The sequence below is a fragment of the Vibrio sp. 1288 genome, from assembly GCF_033344475.1.
The window spans coordinates 1-530 of the sequence record NZ_JAWPOX010001069.1 but is presented as its reverse complement, the minus strand read 5'-3'; the positions used below and the strand labels follow the sequence as shown (position 1 = coordinate 530).

Sequence of the window (530 nt, the reverse complement as noted above, 5' to 3'; positions counted from 1 at the left end):
CCATCATTCGACCATTGCTGATATCGTTTTCCAGACATGCCTGACGAGTACATAGTGTGTTTACAATCCTTGCACTCGACAAAATACAAGCCACTCATGCCAGCCATAACGTGCAGTCTACGGCTATCGCGACGCTTACAGGACAAGCGTTGCACCTTAGAGTTCACGTCTATGCGTCGGGCAAAGTTAAGAGTCTCATGAGAGCAAAGGGCTTCCACTGCGCTTTCCTTGAACGGATGCTCACTGAGTAAATGATTGATGGCGTAGTCGTACACCGGGGGAATCGAAGATTTGCCACTTTCAATATTGGTTATCTTAGCTACGGAAACTCCCAACAAAGACGCAAACTCCGCTTTGCTGTATTCCAAGATGAACCTTGAAGAGATGAACTTATCTGCACTAATGATTCTCAACATACACAAATCTCTAATAGAAATAAAACAGAGCAAATGGAATATGCTCCATTTTCTGTTGAAACATGTAATGAAAAAGTTACTTCCGAATGTTTTTATACGCATAGTATGCGCTAT

Annotated in this window: 1 protein-coding gene; it reads right to left on the bottom strand. The window is 42.6% G+C overall.

Annotated features, from left to right (window positions below; translation table 11 throughout):
• Window positions 1–416, bottom strand: a 416-nt coding sequence (locus R8O11_RS30945) for a helix-turn-helix transcriptional regulator (RefSeq protein WP_318195356.1), incomplete at its 3' end; no start/stop codon positions are given.
• Window positions 417–530 lie beyond the last annotated feature (114 nt).